Source organism: Archangium sp. (genome assembly GCF_057119385.1).
Genome location: NZ_DBNGVP010000056.1, coordinates 42,149 through 57,163 on the forward strand (window position 1 = coordinate 42,149; position 15,015 = coordinate 57,163).

The window sequence follows — 15,015 nt, forward strand, 5'->3', positions numbered from 1 at the left end:
CGATGAGCTTCGAGGAAGACAAGAGGACGAGGCAAGGGGGGAGGACGCGGCGGACGGTCCTGGTGGGGCTGCTGCTCACGGTGCTGCTCGTGGGTCTGTACCTGTACCGGCACGAAATCGTGCTCGCGCTCATCTTCGGGCGGGGGGTAGACGTGGAGTGGGCGCGAGACGTCCAGCGGGACAACAGCACGGGCCATGAGTCGGCCCACGGAGTCATCGCGACCGGCAACGGCTTTTCCGTGGTCGGACAGACCAACTCCCGGCAGCACGGGGTAGAGCACGCCTGGGTGCTCCGGTTCGACAAGGCTCCGCCCCCGCGCTGGGAACGGACCCATGCGGGTAACGGCAAGCTCGGGGCCGCGAGCCGTGCCATCGCCTCCATGCAGGGAGGAGGGCTCGTTGTCGCTGGAACGGAGTATGTGACCGGAGGTGGATTCCAGGAGTGGCTCCTCGCGCTTTCCCCAGCGGGGGACGTCCTCTGGGAGCGCACTCCGGGCCGGGAGGGCGTCAACGGGCTCGACGCCGTCGTGGTGCTCGAGGACGGCTCCATTGTGGCGGGAGGAAGACAGGACAGAGAGGGCTGGGTGGTGAGGATGGACTCGCGGGGCGATATGCTCTGGGAGGTGAAGCTGCCGCGGCTCGAGCGCGTCAACGCGCTGGTGGCGCTCCCGGCCCAACGCGTGGCCGTCCTGGGGGTGACGGAGACGTCGACTGTCGGACTGGGAGTCTCCAGGCTGTTGTTGCTGGAGTCCGACGGCCGGGCCACCGTGGAGACGCGGTTGCCAACCGACGGCCGGGGGGAACTGGAAGCACTCGCGCTGCTGCCGGATGGAGGGCTGGTGGCGACCGGTAGCCTGAGCCGCCCTGATTCGATGGATTGGAGTTTCTGGGTGATCTGCATGAATGCGCGGGGAGAGCCCCGTTGGGAGTACGTCTCGGAGTTGCTGCGGATGGACGCCGGTTCGGCCCTCACCGTGCTACCGGATGGAGGCGTGGCGGTGGTGGGGTTTTGGTGGAAGGACCTATTCAAGGACGATCGGGAAGCCAAGGTGTGGCGCTTCTCCGCCGATGGGCGCCTGCTCTGGCAGCGGTCCTATGGTGGTGACAAGGACGACTCGGGCTCCGGCATCGCCCGGCTGGAGGATGGAAGCCTGGTGGTCGTCGGCACGACGATGTCCAAGGGGGCGGGTAAGACGGACCTGTGGACCTTCGGGCTGTCCCCCGAGGGCGAACTGCTCTGGGAGGAGACGTTCGGGGCTCCCTGAGCCGGGGGCCTGTCGTCGCAGTGCGAAAAAGGGGTGCGGCGGTCCGGAAATGGCGTAGAAAACCGGACCTGTGCGCCCCTACAGCCCCCCCAGCCGGATCGTCGTGGGCCTCCTGATGGCCCTTTTCGTGGCGGCCCCCGTGGCCTGCCGCAAGCCCGCCAAGCCCTCCGAGGCCTATACCCAGGCGCATACGCGCTTCGGCAAGCTGTACGGAGAGAAGGGCGATGACGTCTTCCTGGACCCGGAGCTCGCCGAGGTGGAGTCGCTGCTGGCCCAGGTGCCCGCGGACAGCCTCGACGCCCAGGCCGCCCAGGAGCTGCGCGCCCGCATCCAGACCGGCAAGCAGCAGGTCGCCGCCCAGCAGAAGGCCCAGGAAGACGCCATGGCCAAGGCGCGCGAGCAAGGTCCCGCTTCCTCCAACTTCGGCTCGGACACGGGCTCATCGTACGCTTCCGCTCCCTCCGACTCCGAGCCGGCGGACGAGGACTCGGATGCCGGCACGGTCGACGCGGACGCGGGAAGCGGCGTGCCTGGGGTCGGCACCCCGGAGGCCCAGCTGGCCAGCTCCGGCTGCTTCCAGAAGGGTGAGCCGCTCGAGGTGAAGGGCCGCGGCCGCCGGGATCGCTGGGAATTGGCGGACCGCCCGGCGTGTCGCCAGCAGTATGGCGCGCTCCAGGATCAGGTGTTGATCATCGAAGAAGGCAAGGTGCTCGCCCAGGTGCCTCGGAGCGCCCTCCAGGCCATCCCCGTGGATGGCGGTACGGGCCCCACCCCGGATGCCGGCCGCTAAGGCGCGCATCCCCCTTTCGGACCTTCCACGCGGAACCGTCTCATGAACGAACAGACCTTCATGAAGTTGATGAACATCCTCCCCAAGTCCGCCCTGTCCACGGCGGTGGGGATGGCCACCCGCCTGCCCGCGCCGGCCCCGCTGCACCGGGCCGCCATCCGGGCGTTCGCGAAGATGTACAACGTGGACGTGGCCGAGGCGGAGCACACCCTGGAGCAGTACCCGACCTTCGCCGAGTTCTTCACCCGCGGCCTGAAGACGGGCTCGCGCCCGGTGGATCCGGGCGAGAAGGTGGTGGTGTCCCCGGTGGACGGCGCCGTGTCCCAGGTGGGCTACGCCGAGCACGGCCGCGTCATGCAGGCCAAGGGCATCCACTACACCGTGGGCGAGCTGCTCGGTGACGAGGAGGCGGCGAAGCCCTTCCACGGCGGCGCCTGGACCACCATCTACCTGTCCCCGCGCGACTACCACCGCATCCACTCGCCGCTGGGCGGGAAGATCACCGGCTACTCGTACATCCCCGGCGAGTTCTGGCCCGTCAACCCGGCCTCGGTGAAGAACAAGCAGGCGCTCTTCTGCGTCAACGAGCGGCTCGTGACGTACCTGGACACCGTGGCCGGCAAGTGCGCCGTGGTGAAGGTGGGCGCCACCTGTGTGTCGCGGATCAAGGCCGCCTACGAGGACGTCATCACCCACGTGGGCAAGCCGGGCAAGGTGCACCGCTACGACACGGCCATCCCGGTGGAGAAGGGCGGCGAGCTGGGCCGCTTCGAGATGGGCTCCACCGTCATCCTCGTGTTCGAGCCGGGCCGCGTGAAGTGGGACGACAGCCTCCAGCCCGAGGCGGTGGTGCGCATGGGCCGGCGGATTGGAGAGATTCCGTGAGTCAGAAGGTCAGTGGCGTCAAGGGCATGAACGACATCCTCCCCGGCGACGTGGAGGTGTGGCAGCACGTGGAGCGCACGGCCCGCGAGTTGTTCAGCCGCTTCGGCTACAGCGAGGTGCGCACGCCCGTGGTGGAGGACACCGCGCTCTTCGTGCGCACGGTGGGCGAGACGACGGACATCGTCGGCAAGGAGATGTACACCTTCGAGGACAAGGGCGGCCGCAGCCTGTCCCTGCGTCCCGAGGGCACCGCTCCGGCGGCGCGCGCGTACATCGAGCACTCGGTGCTGAACAAGGAGCCCATCACCCGCTGGTTCTACATGGGCCCCATGTTCCGCTACGAGCGCATGAAGACGGGCCGCTACCGCCAGTTCCACCAGATTGGCGCCGAGGGCTACGGCTCCGGCGAGCCCGCCCAGGACGTGGAGCTGATGGACATGGTCGTGCAGCTCCTGCAGAAGCTGGGGCTCACCGACGTGTCGCTCAACATCAACTCGCTCGGTGACGACGCGTGCCGGCCCGGCTACCAGAATCGCCTGGTCGAGCACCTGCGCGCCCACGCCAGCGAGCTGTGCGCCGACTGCCAGGTGCGCCTGGACAAGAATCCGCTGCGGGTGCTCGACTGCAAGAACGAGCGCTGCCAGCAGATCGCCAACGACGCGCCCAACATCCTCGAGTCGCTGTGCGAGCCGTGCCGCGCGCACTTCTCCGAGCTGCAGCGCAAGCTGGACGTGACCGGCATCAAGTACGTGATCAACCCGCGCATCATGCGCGGCCTGGACTACTACACGCGCACCGTCTTCGAGTTCATCGCCTCGCACCCGGCGCTGGGCACCGCGAGCACCGTGGGCGGAGGTGGCCGCTACGACAAGCTGGTGAAGAGCCTCGGCGGCCCGGACGTGCCCGCGGTGGGCTTCGGCCTGGGGTTGGATCGGCTCTGCCTGCTCCTCAAGGAGACCGGTCAGACGTTCTCCCAGCCGGTGGACCTCTTCATCGCCTCGGCGGACGAGGGCTCCTCGGACGAGGCCTTCGGGCTGGTGAGCCGGATGCGCCGCGAGGGACTGCGCGTGGAGTTCGATCCGCGCGGCGGCAGCCTCAAGAGCCAGATGAAGCGCGCGGACAAGACGGGCGCCCGCTTCACCCTGGTGCTCGGACAGAACGAGCGCGAGAGCGGCCAGGCCCAGCTCAAGCCCATGGCCGGCGGAGACTCCATCCCCGTGCGGCTCGCGGACCTGGCCTCCGCCGTGCGCGAGGCGCTCGCCCGGCCGGCCGCTGCTCCCGCCGCCTGAGACGGGAAGAGTCTCAGGAACCCGGGCCTTTCGTCCCGTGGGCTTCCAGACCAACCGCCGGAGGGTGGAGCCAGAACCCCTCCGGTGCGCCCCAGGCGTCCCCGCCATGAAGGTGGCCCTCGCTCATGGTGCTGGGGAGTCCGTGCCAGGCCGCTCCTCTGGGACTTCGGGGAGGGACGAGCGTTCATTATCCGAGGTGCTCTTGTCCCGGAGGGCCTGGCACTGGCGCCACAACGCGTCCTCCAAGAGTCCTGCGCGGGAGATGAACGCGAGCAGGAGGAAGTGTCCGTCCTCCAGGAGGACCTTCACGCTCTTGGGGTAGCGGAAACCGCTGCCGCTGGGGTCGCGGATGTCGAGCGGGGAGACCTGGAGGGGCTCTCCTCGCATGGGCAGCCAGATGAGCCGGCGCTCGGTGAGCCAGTAGCGTCCAGAGCGGCGGTACTGGAGCCAGAAGCAGAGCGCGGTGAGGAGCAGCCATGTGCCCCACCAGACTCTGGAGCCGGGCATCCAGGAGAGCCCGAGCAGCAGCAGCACCCCTGGCAGGAACAGGGACGGAGAGAACCCTCCGGAGCACAGGAGCTTCTCCCCGGGGGCGAGCGGAGTGGGAATGGACTGGAGGACGCTGCGCTCGAGCCGGTCGAGCCGCCGCGCGAGGCCGGTCTCCCGCTCCTCGGGTGGGCCGAGCTGACGGCTCGCGAGCGCTCCGACGCGGGCCCGCAGTCCCTTCACCTCCTGGGCGAGCACGAGTGCCGGCTCGGTCCCGGCCCATCCCTCGGAACGGGCGCGATGATGAAGCCGCTCCAGCGCCTCGATGAGCGCGGGCTCCTGACGGATGGCCTCCCGCAGCGTCTCGAGCCGTGAGCGCAGGTGCAGCTTCCACTTGGGCGCCCGGAGCGCTTCCTCCAGGGTGGTGTAGTGCGCGTGGGCGGCCTCCAGCACCTCGAGCCCGCCTTCGAGCTGGCGGCGGATAGCGTCGGATGACGGCAGCGGGCGTCGCCGCTCCTCGTGAGCAGGAGCCACCTGGATCCACGGGGCTGGATTGGCGGGGAGCGAGCTCGAGACCTGGAACGCCTGATGGGGTGTCGTGGGGGCCCGGGACATCGGAAGAGGCGGGTGGACCTGGAAGGGGACGAGTTGGAAGAAGGTCCTCTTGTCGCCCTTGCGCCTCAGTACGAGCCGCAGGCGCCATCTCAGCTCATGCGTCCTGAACTTGAAGCTGGTGGGCGCATTGGCGCGGATGGCGAGCGTCACGTGGGGGATTTCGAGGAACTCTCCCGCGTTCAACGCCCGGTTCGTGCACGTCAGGAGGGGCTCCGTGTGCACGACCTTCTCTTGTAGGAGAGTCCCATCCTCTCCCTTGCTCGTCACCAACTCGGCGCACTCCGCCGAGACCGACAGGTCATGCTCCCGCAGCCGTTTTTGGGGCCGCAGCTGGATGTGCAGTCTGGTGCTCCCTCCCGGGGGCACGATCGCCGGGTCGAGCCACAATCTGCCCATGGCGTGATTCCAGGCCGGTCTGCGTTTCCGCCATCGGGAGAGGAGTATCCAGCCGATTGCGATGAGGGGGAACACGGGCATGAAACTGTCCATGCCGCGCAGCCCGAAGGAGAAGAACAGGGCGAAGAACCCCAGCATGAACAACCACCCCCGGAAGAGATATCCCAGGGGCTCCTCATCGGGGGCGGCCTTCACCTCCAGAACGTGAGAGGAGTCCGGCCCTGGACCCGTGGCGGCAGGTGCTGGCTGCCTCGTCTCCGCGAGCACCAGGTGGAAGGGCTTCTCCGCCCGGTATGGGGGGTCCAGGAATCTGGAGAGGGAAGCATCGGCCCGCAGAGCCCAGTCCACGGACATCAGGTGCCCATGGTAGGTGAGTGGCAGGACCGGAGCCTCGAGACGGAACGGGTAGCGCAACTCCTGGCCGGCGAGCCACTCTTCTCCCTCGTTCAAGGTGAGCAGGTGCTCGGGGTGGGCCTCATCGAGGATGCTCCCGCCTCGAGCCCGCCATTGCCAGCCGAGGGTCAGCTGCTCACACCGGCATGGCTCGAGGACGTTCACCACGACAGTGCCGGTGATGAACTCCCGAGGCGCATAGGTCCTCCGGCTGTTGTCCAGTTCGATCTGGATCGAACACTTCGCCATCGGCCATCCCCCGGACGAGCGCGCCTCGCCTCCTGAAGGCAGATGACTCATGGTTACGTCTCGGGGAGCGCTGGGGGATCGCTCCGCGGGGCCGATGAACCGTCCGCTGGTGTGTCCTTTGTGCGCTCTGTCGTGCACGCCCCATCCTACTATTCTCCTCCGAGATGAAACCCTTCCTCACCGTCATCGCGGGGCCCACCGCGTCCGGGAAGACCGCGATCGCCATCGAGCTCGCCCGCCGCGAGGGTGGGGAGATCGTCAGCGCGGACTCGCAGCAGGTGTACCGGTCTTTCGACATCGGGACGGCGAAGCCCTCGGCGGAGGAGCTGGCCACCGTGCCGCATCACCTCATCTCCGTGGTGGACCCGCTCGAGCCCTTCTCCGCCGCCGAGTACCAGCGCCGGGCCGACGCGGCCATCGAGGACATTGCCTCGCGAGGCAAGCGCGTCTTCGTGGTGGGAGGCACGGGCATGTACCTGCGCATCCTGCTGCATGGCCTGGTGGAGGCGCCGGGAGCGGACCCCGAGCTGCGCGCGGAGTTGGAGGCGCTCGCCGCCGCCGAGGGCCGGGAGGCCGTGCACCGCAAGCTCGCCGAGGTGGATCCGGAGACGGCCGCGAAGCTGCCGCCGAAGGATCTGGTGCGCACCATCCGGGCGCTGGAGATCCACAAACAGACGGGCAAGCCGGCCTCCGAGTTCCGCAAGGAGCACGCATTCGCCGCGGACCGCTATCCCTTCCGGATGCACGTGCTGTCGCCGCCGCGCGAGGAGTTGTACCAGCGCATCGACGCGCGCACCGCCGCCATGTTCCAGCACGGGCTGGTGGACGAGGTGCGTGAGCTGATCGCCCGGGGTTACGGCGAGGCCGCGCCGATGCGCAGCGTGGGGTATGTGCAGGCGAAGGCGGTGGTGGACGGGACGCTCACGGTGGAGGAGGCCATCCAACAGGCGGCGCAGGAGACGCGCCGTTACGCCAAGCGGCAGCTCACGTGGTTCCGTAAGGAAGCGGGAGCGAGCTTCGTGGAGCCACCGTATGAGGTGTTGTTGAGCCGCGGGTCTGTCTGAGCCGGTTCCGCCTCCCGCTAGCCCGGCGCGCGAGTCGAGCCGCGAGACGCAGAGGGTGGGGCAGGGGGCCTGGACGCACTGGATATTCTGCGCTCCGGGATTTCGCGGGGTTGCGCGCGCACGAGCCCTCAGAATTCCGAGGTAACCGGAGGCGCGTCACCACCGTACGACAGGGCACTCCGCTGAAAGGACTGCCCGATGCACCCGCGTTTCCTGATCCTCCTGGCCGTGCTTGCCACCAGCGCCTGTGGGCCCTCGTCGTCAGTGGACGAGGGCATGGGCGTCATCCAGGAGCTCGACACCTCCGAGGCGGGCATCACCGCCTTCGTGCGAGAGGGCCGGTACAAGGAGTGGCTCGCCGAGCCTGGCGTCCACGAGACGCGAGCGCCGCACGGCAGCAAGGTGCGCGTCTTCTTCAATGACCCGGTCGTCCAGTCACTGCGCGTGGGCAACACCACGCACCCGGTGGGCAGCATCCTGGTGAAGGAGCTGTACGAGAGCGATGGCAAGACGCTCCGAGGTCATGCCCTGGACGTGAAGATCGCCGAGGGCCCCGGCAAGGACACGTGGATCTTCTACGAGGGCTTCGGGCCGGAGTACGCCAGCAACTACTACGGCCGGGGCCACGCGACCTGCCACGGCTGTCATGCCAGTGGCAGGGACTACGTCACCACCGCGCTGCCCTGAGGAGCGCTTCAGGAGGCGTAGCGGCCCGTCTCGTCGGACACGACATCGCTCTCGGTGGAGCGGCTCGACGAGGCGGCCTGCGCGCTGGCGGGGACATGGCCCAGGAGCTGGCGCAGCAGGCGTTCGGGATCCACGGGCTTGGGCAGGAAGGCCTCGGCGCCGGCCTCGAGCGCGCGCTGGCGCACGTGGGGCCGGTTCAACCCGCTCATCACCACCACGCGGGTGTCGCGCGTGAGCGGGTGCTGCTTGAGGCCCTCGCACAGGCGCAGGCCGTCCACCCAGTGCAGCACCACGTCCAGGAGGATGGCCGTGGGCGGGCGGCGAGCCACCGCGCAGAACAGGGCCAGCTCATCGGCGAAGGCCACCACCCGGGCTCCCGTGGACTCCAGGAGCTGCGTCATCGCCTCGCGCTGATCCGGGTCATCATCCACGATGTAGTAGAGGTCCGGCTCGAGCGAGGGAATCGTCGCGGGCAGGGGCTCCACGGCGGTGCGCACCCAGGAGGCCATGGTCTCGCGGATGCCGGCCCAGCGGGCGGCGTGGAGCAGGGAGAGCGGAGTGGGGGAGGAGAGCCCCATCACACCGCCGCCGCCCATGCCGCCCGAGGTGCCGCGGTTGCGAGCCGCGAGGAAGGCCTGGGGAGCACGGCGTCCGGCGCGGCGCAGCCAGGCCATGGAGCGAGCGCCCGCGGCCGAGTCCTCGAGCATCTCATGCAGGCCCTCGCGCACGTAGCGGCGCTCCAGGGCCGAGCCCTCGAGTCCCGCGTCCAGCAGCGCCACGGCGGCGCGGCTGCACGAGGCCAGCGTCTCGGACAGGCCGAGCTGCAGCGGATGACCGAACGCCGCCGCGCCCACGGCGAGCTGTCCGGGGGCCACGAGCGTGCGGCCGGGGCCGTAGGGCAGCCGCGTCGTCTCCAGGGCGGCGAGCTCGAACCCTTCCTCCACCAACCCGTCGCGGGCGGCCATCATCAGCACCTGGCACAGGTCCGCCGGAGTCACCGCGGCCCCGAAGGCGAGCGCGTACACGGAGTGCGCACCGGGCAGCAGCAGCAGCCCATCCACCGAGCCCATGGGCGAGAGCCACAGCCGCGCGAGCGGCGCCACGGACAGCCGGGGCGAGGCATGCCGCAGCCGGGCCTGCACGGCGGAGATGGTGGGAGCGGGCTTGAAGCCCGGGAAGAAGGCATCGCCCATGGAGGGGCCGGCGCCCGTGGCGAGGGCCACCGCGTGGAAGCGCTCGCCGCTGCCCTGGGCCCTTACGACGAGGGGACCGCTCTTGCGCACCGCGGCGGGAGCATCCGGCGCCGAGGGCTGGTTCTCCACCCGCTCGACGCGCCGGGGCACGAAGCGAGCGCCCTGCGACGTCGCCGCGCCCGCGAGCACCTCGCGCACCAGGGCGAGCCCCCCCTGACCCTGGGGCCACGCATCCACCACCCACAGCCCGCCGGGAGTCGAGGGCAGCACCTCGCGATTGCCGTGGGAGAGGATCTCCACCCCGCGCAGCTCATGGGCGCGCCACTCGGGGGGCACGCGGCAGCCGAGCGCGGCGAGCCGGGAGCGGCACTCGGGCGTCAGCAGGGCGGGCGGGGCGATGGTGCCCGGCTCTCCGCTCTCGTACACCCGGACATCGAGCGCGCAGCCGCGGGCCCGTCCATTGAAGAGCAGCGAGGCGGCCAGTCCCGCACCGGCGATTCCACCGCCCACGATGGCCACTCGAGAACCGCTCGCCAGCTTGCTCCCGTTCATCCGCGCCCTCACTCCACCGTCCATCGGACCTCTGGGGGTTTCTGGTTTGTCAGTGCCGCTGAACCTTCGGGGGCGGCATCTCGGCCGCCCCGTACACCACGACCCGATCGCGGCCCTCGCGCTTGGCCTCGTAGAGCGCCGCGTCCGCCGCTCTCAGCAGGGCGTCGGTGCTCTCCTTGGGCTGCGCGGTCGAGTGATCCGCGATCCCCACGCTCACGCTCAGTCCGAAGGGGGCCGGCCGCCCATCGCTGCGCGTCACCTTCACGGTGCGCAGTCCGGCGCGGATCCGCTCGGCGAAGACCGCCGCCTCGGCCGCCGTCTGGTGGGGCAGCAGCGCGACGAACTCGTCGCCGCCGAAGCGGGCCGCGAAGTCCACCTCGCGCAGGTTGGTGCGCAGGTGGCTGGCCAGCGCCAGGATCGCCCGGTTGCCCACGTCGTGGCCCATGCCGTCGTTGATGGCCTTGAGGTGATCCAGATCGATCACCACCACCGACATGGGGTACTGGTAGCGGTTGGCGCGCTTGAACTCCTCTTCCAGCCGCAGGGACAGCGCCCGGAAGTTGGCCAGCCCGGTGAGGGCATCCGTCTGGGCGAGCACCTGGAGCCGCTGCTGCTGCTCGCTCTGGCGCAGGGCGCGATCGATGCGGGCCATCAGCTCGCGGGCGCTGGCCGGCTTGTGGACGAAGTCCACCGCGCCCATCTCCAGGCACTTCTCCAGCGTGGCCTCGTCGGAGTCGCCGGTGAGGAAGATGACGGGCACGGACTCGGTCGCCTTGTCGTGCTGCAGCGACTCGAGCACCGCCAGGCCGTCCTCGTGATCCAGGAAGCGATCCAGCAGGACCAGATCCGGGTGCCGCTCGCGAGCGAGCACCAGACCGGACTCGCCGTCGCTGGCGCCCAGCACATCGAACCGGGCGGCGAGCAGCTCCACCAGACTGTCGCGTGTGCCCGGGTCGTCCTCCACGACCAGGATCAGGGCCCTCTCACTGGGGCGCTCGTGCCGTTCCATGGTCCGCTCCACTTCCCGCGTCTGCCTGGTAATGGCAGGCCGAAAGTCTCGGGTGCCACGCCCGCTGGAGGGTGTGCCCTCCCGCCCGTCCCCGGCCGCCGCCCAAGGCACGCACCCCACGTCCTCCGCCTCCTTCACCCGAGACCCCCGGCTGCCAAGTCCGCTGTCTCCACCACCTGGCCGGGCCACTCGGGCCCGATCACGTGTCAGCCCAGGAGCAAGGGCCGTGCCCCTCTTCACGGCGCCAGAGGGGGGAGTGATTCCAGGGACTTGCAGCGTCCGTCTCGGGAGAAGGCGCCCCCGACCAGGCAAGAGTTGCAGCGTTCCCGGTTATCCCACCAGTAGGAATTCCCGGGAGGAGGGGGTCAGCGTCGGGGGGTGAACTGAACGCGCCGGCCCCCGCCGCCGCCCAGCATCTGGGGGGGAGGCGCCTCCAGACCGAACTGCCACCACATGGGCTCGTACGGCTTCATCTTCAGCTTCTTGTCGTTCTGCAGGGCGGACAGGCTGTTCTTCAGCTTCTCGTCCGAGGGGTTGGCCTCCACGCCGCGCCCCAGCACCCGGAGGGCCTCGTCCTTCTCCTTGTTCTGCACGAGGCACCACGCGTAGACGGCCCACACCAGCGGCTCCTTCTTGCCGGCGGTGACGGCGGCCTCGAAGGACTGCTTCATGGAGGCGAAGTCCTTGCGCTGGTAGTGCAGGGCGCCCTGCATGGCCTTGGCCATGTAGTTGCGCGGGCTGGCCTTGGCGAAGTGCGCCTGGGCCCCGTCCAGATCCTTGGACATGTACTTGAGCATGCCGATCTGCGAGTGGATCTCCGGCCCCACCATGAACTGCCACTTGTCGTAGGCGAGCCCGCCCTCCAGCATCTTGATGGCCCGCTCGACACGCGCCTGGGCTTCCTTCTGGCTGGTGGGCTGCCCCTGGAGCTCCTTCTGGACGGAGCCCATGAGGACCTGCAGTTGGTTGCCGATCCGCCGGGCGAGCACCAGGTAGGTCGCCGCGAAGGCGATGGTGCCGGGGATGATGCCGGCCCAGATGGAGCCGATACCGGACAGCTTGATACCGAGGGTGATGACGAGACCCACACCCAGGGCGATGAGAAGGTTGTACATGGCGCCCGTTTATCCATCAGTGTGTAGGACCGCAATCTTCAGATGCACCCGGACAGGCATCGCGGTATACGTTCGCTTGTTCCAGCCCCAAGGGGCCCTCTGTCGAAATTGGTAGACGAGGCGGACTCAAAATCCGCTGCGGCTGACCCCGCGTCCCGGTTCGAGTCCGGGGAGGGCCATTCCGGGGAGTTCTCGCCCGATGGGAAGGGGCACTACTCCCTCCAGGCGCGCAGTGAGACTCCGGAATCCAGGCGGGAGGTCCTCTCGATGAAGGTGTTGTTGGTGGAGGATGACGCCAGTCTCCGCGAGGGGATGGGGGAGCTGATCGCCGAGCAGGCCCAGGTGCGCGAGGCGGGCAGTGTGGCCCAGGCGTTGGAGGCCTTGAAGGAGGAGCGCTTCTCGCTGGTGGTGACGGACCTGCGCATTGGCGAGAAGGGCGAGGGGGGGCGGATCATCCTGGAGGCGGCGCGTCAGCGGCTGCAGCCGGTGGCGATCGTCAGCGCGGCCACGGCCGAAGAGGTGGTGAAGGTGCTGCGGCCGCACGAGCCGGACGCGGTGCTGGCCAAGCCCTTCCAGATCGAGGACATCCTGGATCTGGTGGAGCGCTTCGTCACCTTGCGGACGCAGGTGGAGACGGCGGCGAAGCGCGTACCGCCGGGCGAGGGGTGGACGGAGGTGGCGGCGGGCGTGCGGGTGGTGGAGGAGCCGGGCGGGTGCCAGTGGCTCCGGATGGAGCCCGGGGCGAGCCAGGGCCGGCCGGTGTACCGGGGGCGCTCGGGCATGGTGGTGGTGGAGGGCTCGCTGGAGGTGGAGGGCGAGCGGCGGACGGGGCACCAATATTTCTACCTGGCGGCCGGACCGCGTGAGGTGCGGACCCACGAAGGATGTCTGGCCGTCTCGATGGCGCTTCGCGGGTAGCGGAGCGCTGGCGGTTCGAGCGTGAGCACGACTCTCTGGCCTGGCACATTCGTGGACGAGGACCGTCTGGGGCGTCCCTCGCGGCGCGCGGCGACGGCGGCGCTCGAGGCGCACCTGTCGGTGTTGAAGGGCGATCCCCTCAAGGCGGCGCTGGCCAACGCGTTGAAGGACGCGGAGGGCCTGGGCGGCCAGGAGCGGCGCTTCACGGCGCTGGCGGTGCGCGAGATGTCGCGGCACCAGCGGCTGTTGGATCTGGCGGCGCGCACGTTGGGGCACCCTCCCAGCAAGATCGGCCTGCTCGAGGATCAGACGCTGGTGCGCTACGTGCTCTGGCGCCGGCTCTTCTGTGGGGCGAGCTGGGCGCGGATCAGCCACGAGGTGAAGCTGCCCGGCCCGGTGCGCCCGCGGACCATCAAGGATGATCTGCTGGCCCAGGTGGCGCAGTCGCCGCTGCCGGAGCCGCCGGTGCCGGCGTCGGGCCCGGAGCGGCTGGCCACGCGCTACTCGTTCCCCAACTGGCTGGTGAACCGGCTGGCCGAGCTGCACCCGGAGCCGCTGCTGGAGGCGATGCTGGCGGCGCTGGACGAGGATCCCTCGCTGCACTTCCGGGTGAGGCCCTCGGGGACGCGGGCCGAGGTGGTGGCGCGGTTGGTGGAGGAGGGCGTGGCGGTGGAGCCGGTGGACGTGGCGCTGGACGCCGTGCGCATCACCGAGGCGAGCCACCGCGTCTTCGAGACGCGGGTGATGAAGGAGGGCCGGCTGCAGGTGCAGGACGTGGGCAGCCAGCTGATCGTCGAGGCCTGCCGGCCGCTGGAGGGCACGCTGTCGGGGCGGCTGGTGGCGGACGTGTGCGCGGGGGCGGGCGGCAAGACGCTCGCGCTGGCGGACGAGGTGGGCAAGGCGGGGCGGGTGGTGGCGGGAGACCGCTCCCGGCGGCGGCTGGCGCAGGCGCGCGAGCGGGCGAAGGAGCTGTCGCTGCGGCACGTGTCCTTCCCGCATCCGCTTCCGCTGGAGCAGGCGGACGTGGTGCTGGTGGACGCGCCGTGCAGCGGGACGGGCTCGCTGGCGCGGGAGCCGGATCAGAAGTGGAAGCTCACCGCGAAGTCGGTGCAGGAGTTCCACGACACCCAGCTGGGGCTGCTGGAGGAGCTGGCGGGCCAGGTGAAGCCGGGGGCGCTGCTGGTGTACGCCACGTGCTCGCTGCTGCCCGAGGAGAACGACGCGGTGGTGCGCGACTTCCTCGCCACGGTACCCGGCTTCACGGTGGAGCCCCTGGCCCCTCTCTTCGGCCCCGAGCGGGCGGCCGTGCTCTGCGATGGCCCCTTCCTCCGGGCGCTGCCGTCCCGGGTGCCGGGAGGCGGCTTCTTCGCGGCGCGGCTTCGCAAGGCCTGAGAGCACGCGGGCCCGAGGGCAGGCGGCATTGACAGTCCTGGCGGCCCCACGCTACGCAGGAAGGCGATCCTTTTTCCGAGAGGTCGCATCCGGTGGCAGCCGACCCCAAGCAGTCCGAGGCCCTCCGTCAGATCCAGGAGGCCTTCCAGTCCGCCCAGTCGCAGATGGCCCAGCTGCGCCAGCAGGTGGAGAAGCACGCCGAGCTGGCCCGGGCGAAGACGCAGAACGACTTCATCCAGAAGGAGAAGGAGCGCGCCCTGCGGGAGCTGGGCGAGGCCGTCTTCAAGCAGGTGCAGAAGGGCAGGCTGGAGTTGCCCTCCACGTTCGCCCCGCTGCTCAAGGCCGTCGAGCAGGCGCAGCACAAGGCCGAGGCCCAGGCCCGGGAGATCAGCGATCTCCTCCAGGAAGGTGAGGAGACGGCCCAGCGGCTGAAGCAAAAAAACGTGGGGGGCTCGAATTCGGGAGTAGCCTCCCGCACGAAGAAGTTGTAGAAGAGCGCCGCTTTCGACGTTGGCAACCACTCCCCAGGTGGTTGCGGCATTGTGGGGCTATAGCTCAGCTGGGAGAGCGCTTGAATGGCATTCAAGAGGTCATCGGTTCGATCCCGATTAGCTCCACAATGAAGAAGGCCCGCCTGGTGAAAACCCGGCGGGCCTTTTCATTTTCGCCGCGCCGCTCGAGCGCACGCTCGCGGCCGGTGGCCTCCACCTGAATCAG

General features: G+C 69.6%; 13 protein-coding genes and 2 tRNA genes. 11 read left to right on the forward strand and 4 right to left on the reverse strand.

Translation table 11 applies throughout. The annotated features are described in order from the left end of the window. The first annotated feature begins 2 nt into the window (after nt 1–2). The 4 genes from AC16DP_RS12330 (at nt 3) to hisS (ending at nt 4,229) form a co-directional block, all read left to right on the forward strand. Nucleotides 3–1,265, forward strand: coding sequence for a hypothetical protein (locus tag AC16DP_RS12330; protein WP_329734092.1), 1,263 nt, complete (start codon nt 3–5; stop codon nt 1,263–1,265). Nucleotides 1,266–1,380: 115 nt separating this feature from the next. Next, on the forward strand, nt 1,381–2,055 hold the full coding sequence (locus AC16DP_RS12335) for a hypothetical protein (protein WP_329734093.1): 675 nt from the start codon (nt 1,381–1,383) through the stop codon (nt 2,053–2,055). Between the two features lie 42 nt (nt 2,056–2,097). Beyond that, complete coding sequence (gene asd, locus AC16DP_RS12340) at nt 2,098–2,940, forward strand: archaetidylserine decarboxylase (RefSeq protein WP_329734094.1); 843 nt, start codon at nt 2,098–2,100, stop codon at nt 2,938–2,940. Nucleotides 2,941–2,966: 26 nt separating this feature from the next. Beyond that, nucleotides 2,967–4,229, forward strand: a complete 1,263-nt coding sequence (gene hisS / locus AC16DP_RS12345) for a histidine--tRNA ligase (protein ID WP_329734126.1) — start codon at nt 2,967–2,969, stop codon at nt 4,227–4,229. 123 nt (nt 4,230–4,352) lie between these two features. On the opposite strand, the gene AC16DP_RS12350 is transcribed toward hisS, so the two are convergent. Further along, nucleotides 4,353–6,368, reverse strand: coding sequence for a hypothetical protein (locus tag AC16DP_RS12350; protein ID WP_329734095.1), 2,016 nt, complete (start codon nt 6,366–6,368; stop codon nt 4,353–4,355). A gap of 164 nt (nt 6,369–6,532) precedes the next feature. Here AC16DP_RS12350 and miaA point away from each other — a divergent pair, with 164 nt between their 5' ends. After that, a complete protein-coding gene (gene miaA / locus AC16DP_RS12355) occupies nt 6,533–7,432 on the forward strand; it encodes a tRNA (adenosine(37)-N6)-dimethylallyltransferase MiaA (protein ID WP_329734096.1) in 900 nt (299 codons plus the stop codon). Nucleotides 7,433–7,630: 198 nt separating this feature from the next. Then, a complete protein-coding gene (locus AC16DP_RS12360) occupies nt 7,631–8,119 on the forward strand; it encodes a hypothetical protein (RefSeq protein ID WP_329734097.1) in 489 nt (162 codons plus the stop codon). Between the two features lie 8 nt (nt 8,120–8,127). Here the strand turns inward: AC16DP_RS12360 and AC16DP_RS12365 are convergent, their stop codons facing one another. The 3 genes from AC16DP_RS12365 to AC16DP_RS12375 form a co-directional block, all read right to left on the reverse strand. Then, nucleotides 8,128–9,864 carry a response regulator gene (locus AC16DP_RS12365; protein ID WP_329734098.1) on the reverse strand — a complete coding sequence of 579 codons (1,737 nt, stop codon included), beginning with the start codon at nt 9,862–9,864 and terminating at the stop codon, nt 8,128–8,130. A gap of 49 nt (nt 9,865–9,913) precedes the next feature. Next, nucleotides 9,914–10,873 (reverse strand): diguanylate cyclase, encoded by a 960-nt coding sequence (locus AC16DP_RS12370; protein ID WP_329734099.1) that lies wholly within the window; start codon nt 10,871–10,873, stop codon nt 9,914–9,916. Between the two features lie 365 nt (nt 10,874–11,238). Next, nucleotides 11,239–11,988 (reverse strand): tetratricopeptide repeat protein, encoded by a 750-nt coding sequence (locus tag AC16DP_RS12375; protein WP_329734100.1) that lies wholly within the window; start codon nt 11,986–11,988, stop codon nt 11,239–11,241. Nucleotides 11,989–12,081: 93 nt separating this feature from the next. Here AC16DP_RS12375 and AC16DP_RS12380 point away from each other — a divergent pair. The 5 genes from AC16DP_RS12380 (at nt 12,082) to AC16DP_RS12400 (ending at nt 14,915) form a co-directional block, all read left to right on the forward strand. Next, nucleotides 12,082–12,167: transfer RNA gene (locus AC16DP_RS12380), tRNA-Leu, on the forward strand. Nucleotides 12,168–12,255: 88 nt separating this feature from the next. Further along, the gene (locus AC16DP_RS12385) at nt 12,256–12,906 is read left to right on the forward strand and encodes a response regulator (RefSeq protein WP_329734101.1); all 651 of its coding nucleotides are present in this window, start codon (nt 12,256–12,258) and stop codon (nt 12,904–12,906) included. A 21-nt stretch (nt 12,907–12,927) separates the two neighbouring features. Further along, nucleotides 12,928–14,298 (forward strand): RsmB/NOP family class I SAM-dependent RNA methyltransferase, encoded by a 1,371-nt coding sequence (locus AC16DP_RS12390; RefSeq protein ID WP_329734102.1) that lies wholly within the window; start codon nt 12,928–12,930, stop codon nt 14,296–14,298. A 92-nt stretch (nt 14,299–14,390) separates the two neighbouring features. Continuing rightward, nucleotides 14,391–14,789, forward strand: coding sequence for a hypothetical protein (locus AC16DP_RS12395; protein WP_329734103.1), 399 nt, complete (start codon nt 14,391–14,393; stop codon nt 14,787–14,789). Nucleotides 14,790–14,842: 53 nt separating this feature from the next. Beyond that, nucleotides 14,843–14,915, forward strand: a tRNA-Ala gene (locus AC16DP_RS12400). Nucleotides 14,916–15,015: the final 100 nt, after the last annotated feature.

Coding starts and splice junctions, on each gene's coding strand:
- AC16DP_RS12330 (WP_329734092.1), top strand. CDS start 3: ATGAGCTTCGAGGAAGACAAGAGGACGAGGCAAGGGGGGAGGACGCGG.
- AC16DP_RS12335 (WP_329734093.1), top strand. CDS start 1,381: ATGGCCCTTTTCGTGGCGGCCCCCGTGGCCTGCCGCAAGCCCGCCAAG.
- asd (WP_329734094.1), top strand. CDS start 2,098: ATGAACGAACAGACCTTCATGAAGTTGATGAACATCCTCCCCAAGTCC.
- hisS (WP_329734126.1), top strand. CDS start 2,967: ATGAACGACATCCTCCCCGGCGACGTGGAGGTGTGGCAGCACGTGGAG.
- AC16DP_RS12350 (WP_329734095.1), bottom strand. CDS start 6,368: ATGGCGAAGTGTTCGATCCAGATCGAACTGGACAACAGCCGGAGGACC.
- miaA (WP_329734096.1), top strand. CDS start 6,533: ATGAAACCCTTCCTCACCGTCATCGCGGGGCCCACCGCGTCCGGGAAG.
- AC16DP_RS12360 (WP_329734097.1), top strand. CDS start 7,631: ATGCACCCGCGTTTCCTGATCCTCCTGGCCGTGCTTGCCACCAGCGCC.
- AC16DP_RS12365 (WP_329734098.1), bottom strand. CDS start 9,864: ATGAACGGGAGCAAGCTGGCGAGCGGTTCTCGAGTGGCCATCGTGGGC.
- AC16DP_RS12370 (WP_329734099.1), bottom strand. CDS start 10,873: ATGGAACGGCACGAGCGCCCCAGTGAGAGGGCCCTGATCCTGGTCGTG.
- AC16DP_RS12375 (WP_329734100.1), bottom strand. CDS start 11,988: ATGTACAACCTTCTCATCGCCCTGGGTGTGGGTCTCGTCATCACCCTC.
- AC16DP_RS12385 (WP_329734101.1), top strand. CDS start 12,256: ATGAAGGTGTTGTTGGTGGAGGATGACGCCAGTCTCCGCGAGGGGATG.